This is a genomic window from Kitasatospora sp. GAS1066B, from assembly GCF_041262605.1.
Lineage (GTDB): Bacteria > Actinomycetota > Actinomycetes > Streptomycetales > Streptomycetaceae > Kitasatospora.
In genome coordinates this window covers 22,867-30,582 of the sequence record NZ_JBGCCO010000058.1, presented here as the reverse complement: position 1 = coordinate 30,582, position 7,716 = coordinate 22,867, and the positions used below count along the sequence as shown (strand labels likewise).

Genomic DNA, 7,716 nt, shown 5'->3' with positions numbered 1-7,716 from the left:
CCCTCCGGCCGCGGGGGCGGAGCCCCCCCCCCCCGCGGCCGCGGGGGCGCGGGGGGGGGGGGGGGGTTGGGCGGGGGGGGGGGGGGGCCCCCCCCCGCGGGGGGGGGGCCCCCCCCCCCCCGCCGCTGCATTTTGTCCGTAGGGATCAGAGTTCCCCGGCGAGGATGCCCTTCTTGGCGGCCTCCCACTCGGCGGCGGTGAAGCGCAGGGCGGGGAGGTCGGGATTCTTGGAGTCGCGGACGGCCCGGCCGCCGCCGGGCAGGTCGGTGACCTCGACGCAGTCGTTCTCCCCAGCGCTGGCGGCGGACTTGCGCCAGACGGCGGTGGAGAGGTCGTGGGCGTAAAGCTCGGCCTTCGGTGCGTTCACGTGCGGGATTCCTCTTCCATTCGTGCGATCAGTGCGAGCGAGTCATCGGTCGACAGAGCAGCTGCGACGATCCGCTCGAAGGCGCCGGCGAACGTCTTGACGCCGTCGGCGTCCTCAACGTAAGACGCGCCGATCAGGTTCTCCAAGAGCACAACGTCAGGAACCGGTCCAGGGAAGCCGATCAGGCTGAACGGCCCTGCTGTTCCAGGGTGCGGGGTGGCGTTCAGCGGCATGACCTGGATTGTCACATCGGGCAGTTCGGCTGTGTCGAGCAGACGCCGCAGTTGCTCACGCATGGTGGCGGGCCGCACGTCCGAGCGGTACGCGCAGATGCTCAACGGCGACCGCACCACCGGCGCGCTCGGCATCTGGGTCCACGTCTCCGCACCACTGGGCCACGCAGGCCACGCGATCCGCTGGACGCTGGAGATCCGCGCCGCCAAGCCGGTGCGGGTCTACCCCGGCATGACCTTCGGAAAGCTGATCTTCCTTCAGACCTTCGGAGCCCCGGCCAGCTACCAGCAGTTGGGCCTCAAGTACACGGCCACCGACGGCATCGACATCTCCCGCCTCTACGAAGAGATCCCTGGAGGCACCCGATGACCCCCAATCAGCCGCTGGTGGCCACCTGCCTCGATCTGCCCGCCGGCAGCCCCGGCGGCAGCGTCGAACTCTTCCGCGACCTCTACACCGGCGAACAACCCCTCATCCCCGCCCGTGCCTTCATGCTCCAGCCCATCAGGCGCCGGCCCGCCGGCCCGGCCGGACTCGAACTGCTGGCCGTCACCGGCAAGACCTTGGAAGGCCCCGCCTTCCGGCGGTACGTTGCCGCACTCGGGCAGGCCCTCGCGCATGCCCTGGCCCCGGAACGGATCGGGGTTGCTGCACCTGCAGCACCTGGCCTTCGGCGCCACCCCGGCCCTGCTGCGGGCCCTGCCCCAGCACCCGCGAATCGCCCTGGTCCATGGCACCGACCTGCTGTTCGCCGAGAGGCACCGCGACCAGCTGCGGGTCCTGCGCGAGACCGCCCGCCTCGCCGACGCGATCGTGGCGCCCACCACGGCCATGGCCGACCACCTGATCCGCCTCGCACCTCAGACCGACCAGCGCAAGATCCACCACATCCCATGGGGCATTCCCGACCACCTCCTTGACCGCCCGCCCACGCCGCCCAGACGGACCACGGCCAGCCATCTGCGGCTGCTGTACGCCGGTCGGCTCACCGCCGAGAAGGGCGGCCACACCCTCATCAAGGCGCTGGCCGCCGCCAAGGGGATCGAGCTGAGCATCGCTGCCCCCAGCGCGGAGTTCCACGCCTTGTCCCCGCTGATGCGCCGGGCCGGCATCCACGCCCGCTACCTCGGCTGGCTCCGCCGCCCGCAGCTGTGGAAGGCGTTCGCCGAACACGACGCGCTCGTCATGCCCTCCACCACCCTGGAAGCCATGGGCCTGGTCGCCCTCGAAGCTCAAGCCTGCGGCCTCCCCGTCCTCTACCAGCCAGTCCCGGGCCTGCGCGAAGCCCTCGGCGGCTCCGCCCTGGCCACCGCCTTCACCAACACCACCGGCCTCGCCCGCGACCTGGACCGGCTGCGAACCTCGCCCAGCCTCCTGGCTGCTCTACGGAACGCCGGGCGGGCGAATGCGGCCCGCTACCCGCTCAGCAACACCGCGGCCGCCCTGACCGACCTCGGCAAGCAGCTCACCTGACCGAGCCTCGCGCCGAAGCCCACCACGCCCCGGCCGGCTCACTACGCTGGTCGGGGCGGACGTTCACAGCGAATCGGGGAGACGATGACACCCAGCACCGACCGCATCCACCAGCTCCTGGCGGACGGCGTCCGCGACCAGGTCTACCCCGGGGCCGTGTGGGCCGTCGGCGACGCAGCCGGAACCCGGGCCAGCGGCGCCGTCGGCGTCCTCGACCCCGCCAAGCCGGACGAACCGATGCTGCCGGACACCGTCTTCGACGTCGCCAGCCTCACCAAGATCCTCGCCGTGTGGTCCACCATCGGCTCCCTCCGGGAGGCCGGCCAACTCCCGCTCGACGAACCGCTCGGCGCGTACTGGCCCGAAGTGTCCGGACACCCGCTGAGCCAGGCCACCGCGCGGAACCTGCTGACCCACACGGCGGGAGTCCCGCTGCGGGCCCAACTGAAGAACCTCTACGGCACCGACCCGACCGCCATCCGGACGGGCGTGCTGCACGAGGCCCTGCACCGGCCGCCGGGCGAAGCCGTCGAGTACACCGACCGCGCCGCCCTCATCCTCGGGTACCTCGCTGAACACCTCTCCGGCCGGATGCTCGACCAACTCGCCGCCGAGCGGGTATGGCGGCCGCTCGGGATGGACGCCACCCGCTTCGGCCCGCTGCGCGCCGACCAGGTCGGCCGCAGTGCCCCGACCGAATTCGACCAAGGCACCGGCACCCATCTCCGAGGAACCGCCCACGACTTCTCCGCCCGCCTCCTCGGCGGCGTGTGCGGCATCGCCGGCACCTTCTCGACCGCCGCCGACCTCGCCCGCTTCCTGCGGTACATGCTCGACCCGGTCACCGCATCCGTGCGGCCCGGCTTCGGCCCCGCCTGGACTGAGGAATCCCTGACCGTACAGACCGGTCAGCTGGAACCCGTACGTGGCCTGTTCTGGCACCCCGCTCCCGGCACCGACCCGGCCGAGCACACATGGGTGCATTACGGCTTCACCGGCACTGGCATGTGGCTCTCGCCCAAGACGGGGACCTGGGCCATCCTGCTGACCAACAAGCTCTACTTCACGCGCGACCGCGAGCCGCTGACCGGCATCCGCAATTGCTTCCGTGAACTCGTCTTCAGCTGAACTCGGCTGCCTCCAGACCATGCCAATGTCCGAGTCCTTGTGGATTCTGCCGCTGTACACGCCGACTAGACGCCACAGCGGTGCGGATGCGGGACCGGATTGGACGTGCTGGTGCGGGCGGCGAACGTTCTGGTCGAGACACCTATTCAACGACGTTTCGTCGGCTCAACGCAGCGGCAGCTGGCAGGCCCGGTCCCGCTCCGCCGAGTACAGGTGGCTGTCCGGGAACTGCTCCGCGCCCAGCGTCCGCCCGACCAGGATCACCGCCGTGCGCACCACGCCCGCCGCCTTCACCTGCTCGGCGATGTCGGCCAGCGTCCCGCGCAGTACCAGCTCGTCGGGGCGGCTGGCCATCGCCACCACGGCTGCCGGGCAGTCGGCGCCGTAGTGCGGCAGCAGTTCGGCTACCACCCGGTCCACGTAGCGGGCCGCCAGGTGCAGCACCAGCAGGGCGCCGCTGCGGCCGAGAGTGGCCAGGTCCTCGCCCTCGGGCATGGGGGTGGCCTGCTGGGCGATGCGGGTCAGGATCACGGTCTGGCCGACCGTGGGTACGGTCAACTCCCGCTTCAGTGCTGCCGCTGCGGCCGCGAACGCCGGCACGCCCGGTACCACCTCGTACGGCACCCCGGCTGCGTCCAGGCGACGCATCTGCTCGGCCACCGCGCTGAACACCGACGGGTCGCCGGAGTGCAGCCGGGCCACGTCCTGACCGGCCTGGTGGGCGGCGACCAGCTCGGCGGTGATCTGGTCCAGGTTCAGCTGTGCGGTGTCCACCAGCCGTGCGTCCGGCGGGCATTCGGCCAGCAGCTCGACCGGTACCAGGCTGCCCGCGTAGAGGCAGACCCCGCAGCGCGCCAGGGTTCGCGCCCCGCGCACCGTGATCAGGTCGGCGGCGCCGGGGCCGGCGCCGATGAAGTAGACGGTCACTGGGCTTCTCCACCTTCGGACTTGACGACTGACCACTGCGTCACCGGCATCGCCTGCCGCCACCCGGTGAAGTTGCCGACCGGCACCGCGTGCGCCACCGCCAGGCGCAGCAGGTCGCCGCCGTGCCGGCGGTACCACTCGGTGAGCAGCGCCTCCGACTCCAGCGTCACCGTGTTGGCGACCAGCCGCCCGCCGACCGGCAGGGCTGCCCAGCAGGCTTCCAGCAGCCCGGGGGCGGTGAGCCCGCCGCCGATGAACACCGCGTCAGGGGTGGGAAGTTCGGCCAGCGCGGCAGGCGCGGCGCCGGTCACCACGCGCAGCCGGGGCACGCCGAGTGCGGCCGCGTTGCGTTCGATCCGCGCGGCGCGTACCGGGTCGCGCTCCACGCTGACGGCCTGGCAACTGGCGTGCGCGCGCAGCCATTCGATGGCGATGCTGCCGGAGCCGCCGCCCACGTCCCAGAGCAGCTCGCCGGGTGCGGGCGCCAGGCTGGCCAGGGTGGCGGCCCGCACATGACGCTTCGTCAGTTGTCCGTCGCTCTCGTAGAGTTCGTCGGCCAGGCCGGGGACGAGAGCGGGGCGCGGGACGCCGAGCGAGGCCCGGCAGGTCACGGCGACGAGGTTCAGCGGGTCGCCGGGCGGCTGCGTCCAGTCCTCGGCCGTCCCGCTCGCCCCGACCAGCTCGCCCGGCCCGCCCAACTGCTCCAGCACCCGCAGCTCGCTCGGCCCGTACCCGCGCTCGCGCAGCAGCGCCGCGACGACGGCGGGTGTCGAGGCGTCGGCGCTCAGCACCAGCAGCCGCCGCCCGTCGAAGAGCTCGCGCGCCAGTGTCGCCGGGTCGCGCCCGACCAGGCTGACCACCGTGGTCTCCTCCAGCGCCCAGCCGAGCCGCGCGCACGCGTAGGAGACCGAGGACGGATGCGGCAGCACCCGCAGCCGCCCGGCGCCCAGCTCCTCGGTGAGGGTGCGCCCGATCCCGTAGAACATCGGGTCCCCGCTGGCCAGCACCGCGACCCGCCGCTCGGCGAGGGAGGCGAAGAGCCCGGCCACGGCGGGGCGTAGCGGCGAGGGCCAGGCGACCCGCTCGGCCGCCAGCTCGGTGGGCAACAAGGCCAGCTGCCGACCGCCGCCGACCACCACCTCGGCCGCCCGCAGCGCCTGCCGGGCCACCGCCGAGAGCCCGTCCCAGCCGTCCGCGCCAACCCCCACGACGGTGACCAACGCGCTGCTCAACGGGGTCTCCTCCCAGCTCCGGACGGGTGCACCGGGGCAGCCTACCGGGCGGTCGGCGGGCCGCCCCGGCCGGTGGGTAGGCTGGGGCGCATGCCGACGACTGCTGTTCTGCCACCTCCCGCCGCCTGAGCGGGCGGCGAAGCGACTGAAGACCTGAGCCCGGGGTGCGACCCCAGGGCGGTCGGTGCTGCCCGCGGACGGGATCACGCGACCAGTTCACGTCTTCGGTGGGAGAACACCCGTGTCCGCAACTCCATCCCCCCTGTCCGCAGGGCGGGGTCTGCTCTACCTGCTGCTCTCGGCCGCCTCCTGGGGAACCGCCGGTGCTGGGGCCGCACTGCTCTACGGCCCCAGCGGTCTCGGTCCGGTGGCACTCACCTTCTGGCGCTCGGCCGGCGGCGCCGCGCTGCTGCTGCTCCTGCGCCTGGTCCGGCGCAGGCCGGCCGAGCCGGTCAGGCCGGTCGATCTCGCCGTCAACGGCATCGGCCTGACGCTCTTTCAGATCGCCTACTTCGAGGCCGTGCACGGCACGGGACTCGCCGTCGCCACCGTGGTCACGCTCGGCGTGGCCCCCGTCCTGGTGGCCCTCGGGGCCGGGCTGCTGCTGCGCGAACGCCTCGGCGGCGCGGGTGCGGTGGCGGTGCTCGGGGCGCTGAGCGGTCTCGCGGTGCTGATCCTGGGCGGCTCCGCCGGGGCGCCGGTGCGCACCGGCGGGGTGCTCTGGGCGCTGGTCTCGGGGGCGGGCTACGCCTGCATCACCCTCTACGGCCGCTACACCGCTGCTCGCCCGGGCCCGCGCGCCGACGCGCTGACCACCACCCTGCACTCCTTCGTGATCTGCGCGCTGCTGCTGCTCCCGTTCGGGCTCGCCGAGGGCCTGTGGCCGAGCGCGCACGGCCTGGGGCGGACGGCGGGGGTGCTGCTCTACCTGGCCGCCGTGCCCACCGCGTTCGGCTATGCGCTCTACTTCACCGGCGTCGTCGCGGTGCGGGCCACCACCGCCGCCGTGACCGCGCTGGTCGAGCCGCTCAGCGCCACCGTGCTGGCCCTCACGCTGTTCGGCGAGCGGCTGGCCCCGGCCACCCTCGCCGGTGCCGCGCTGCTGTTGCTCTCGGTCACCGCGCTGGCGGTGGCCGAGACCCGGCAGGCCGTCGCCGTCAGAGCGCGACGATCCCCTCGCCGCCCATGCCGTCCGGCACGGTGACCGAGCCCACCCGGGTCAGCCCGCCGTCCGCGTGCACCCGGAACTCGTCCACCACGCCCTGGCCGCCGGTCTGCACGTAGAGGTAGCGGCCGTCACCGGCCACGGCGGCGTCCACCGTGCCCGGGTCGGTGGCGGTGTTGCCGAGCGCGGTCAGCGTGCCGTGCTCGTCCGCACGGAAGCCCGACAGGCTCGCGCTGCCCGCGTTGGAGGCGTACACCTTGTCCCCGGCGCCGACCAGCCAGCAGGTCCCCGCCTGGCCGGTGGGCACCTGGCCGAGCGCGGTCAGCCTGCCGTCGTGGCCCACCGTGTAGGAGGCGACCGTCTCCGGGCCGACCTCGGTGACCAGCAGGCGGCCGTGGGCGTCGAAGACGAAGCCGAACGGCACCGCGCCCGGTTCGGCGTTCACCACCGGCGCGGCCGCCGGGGCGCCGTCGTGCCCGAGCGGGAAGACGTCGATGCTCTGGCCGCCCGCCTTGGTGGTGACCACCAGGTCGCGGCCGTCCGGGGTCACCGCGAGCTGCCCCGGGGTGTGGGTGAACTGCGGTGTGGCGGCCGGGTCCAGGCCCAGCGACCGGTGCCAGCCGGCTATCGCGCGCAGTTGCCCGCCGACCCGCTCGAAGCCCTGCACGGAGCCGCCGCCCAGCGCGTCGAGCACGTAGACCTGGTCGCCGTGCAGGGCGACGCCGGCCGGGAAGCTGCCGCCGGCGTCGATCACCTGGGTGCGGGTCAGCCGGTCGCCGTGCACCGCGAAGACGGTCACCGTGTCGCTGCCCGCGTTGACGGCGTAGAGCAGGTGGTGGCGCGCGTCGTAGGCCAGCGAGCCCTGGGAGGCGAGGTGGTCGGCCGCGGAACCCTGCAGCACGCCGCCCTTGCCGCCGGTGGGGTAGACCCCGGTCTGGTGCAGGCTGCCGTCCCAGCCGCGGGCGTAGGCGACCACGGTGTTGCCGCCGGGCGCGTCGCTCTGGACGAAGACCGGTGCGCCGGAGGCGGCCGAGGCCGATCCGGCGGCCAGCGTCAGGCCGGCGAGCGCGAAGCCGGCCGCGGCGGCCAGGGCCGTGACGGAACGCAGAACGGAAGAACGCATGGCGGTTTCTCCTCGGGGAGGTCCGGAACTCGGTGACCACCACGCTAGGCGCCGATGCGACGTGAAT

8 protein-coding genes and 1 pseudogene are annotated in these 7,716 nt (G+C 73.5%); 4 read left to right on the top strand and 5 right to left on the bottom strand.

The genetic code is table 11. The features are described 5' to 3' along the window. Positions 1–145 precede the first annotated feature (145 nt). Both ABH937_RS36690 and ABH937_RS36685 read right to left on the bottom strand, forming a co-directional pair. Positions 146–367: a DUF397 domain-containing protein gene (locus tag ABH937_RS36690; protein ID WP_280687272.1), complete on the bottom strand. Its 222-nt coding sequence runs from the start codon at positions 365–367 to the stop codon at positions 146–148. Further along, complete coding sequence (locus ABH937_RS36685) at positions 364–663, bottom strand: Scr1 family TA system antitoxin-like transcriptional regulator (protein WP_370220737.1); 300 nt, start codon at positions 661–663, stop codon at positions 364–366. The genes ABH937_RS36690 and ABH937_RS36685 overlap by 4 nt, the downstream gene beginning before the upstream one ends. A 16-nt stretch (positions 664–679) precedes the next feature. Between ABH937_RS36685 and ABH937_RS36680 the strand changes: the two are divergent. The 3 genes and pseudogenes from ABH937_RS36680 to ABH937_RS36670 all read left to right on the top strand — a co-directional run. Continuing rightward, positions 680–970 (top strand): annotated as a pseudogene (locus tag ABH937_RS36680) (deoxycytidine triphosphate deaminase); the annotation flags it as partial. A gap of 114 nt (positions 971–1,084) precedes the next feature. Beyond that, a complete protein-coding gene (locus tag ABH937_RS36675) occupies positions 1,085–2,074 on the top strand; it encodes a glycosyltransferase family 4 protein (protein WP_370220736.1) in 990 nt (329 codons plus the stop codon). A gap of 84 nt (positions 2,075–2,158) precedes the next feature. Beyond that, a complete protein-coding gene (locus tag ABH937_RS36670) occupies positions 2,159–3,202 on the top strand; it encodes a serine hydrolase domain-containing protein (RefSeq protein ID WP_280687274.1) in 1,044 nt (347 codons plus the stop codon). A 165-nt stretch (positions 3,203–3,367) separates the two neighbouring features. On the opposite strand, the gene cobM is transcribed toward ABH937_RS36670, so the two are convergent. Together cobM and cbiE are read right to left on the bottom strand one after the other, a co-directional pair. After that, the gene (gene cobM / locus ABH937_RS36665; RefSeq protein WP_370220735.1) at positions 3,368–4,129 is read right to left on the bottom strand and encodes a precorrin-4 C(11)-methyltransferase; all 762 of its coding nucleotides are present in this window, start codon (positions 4,127–4,129) and stop codon (positions 3,368–3,370) included. Continuing rightward, on the bottom strand, positions 4,126–5,361 hold the full coding sequence (cbiE, locus tag ABH937_RS36660; protein WP_280687276.1) for a precorrin-6y C5,15-methyltransferase (decarboxylating) subunit CbiE: 1,236 nt from the start codon (positions 5,359–5,361) through the stop codon (positions 4,126–4,128). Before cbiE ends, cobM begins: the two co-directional genes overlap by 4 nt. 241 nt (positions 5,362–5,602) lie before the next feature. Here cbiE and ABH937_RS36655 point away from each other — a divergent pair, with 241 nt between their 5' ends. Further along, a complete protein-coding gene (locus ABH937_RS36655; RefSeq protein ID WP_280687277.1) occupies positions 5,603–6,565 on the top strand; it encodes a DMT family transporter in 963 nt (320 codons plus the stop codon). Here ABH937_RS36655 and ABH937_RS36650 read toward each other — a convergent pair. Beyond that, a complete protein-coding gene (locus ABH937_RS36650; RefSeq protein WP_280687278.1) occupies positions 6,519–7,649 on the bottom strand; it encodes a beta-propeller fold lactonase family protein in 1,131 nt (376 codons plus the stop codon). The two genes, ABH937_RS36655 and ABH937_RS36650, sit on opposite strands and share 47 nt — an antisense overlap. Between the last annotated feature and the right edge of the window lie 67 nt (positions 7,650–7,716).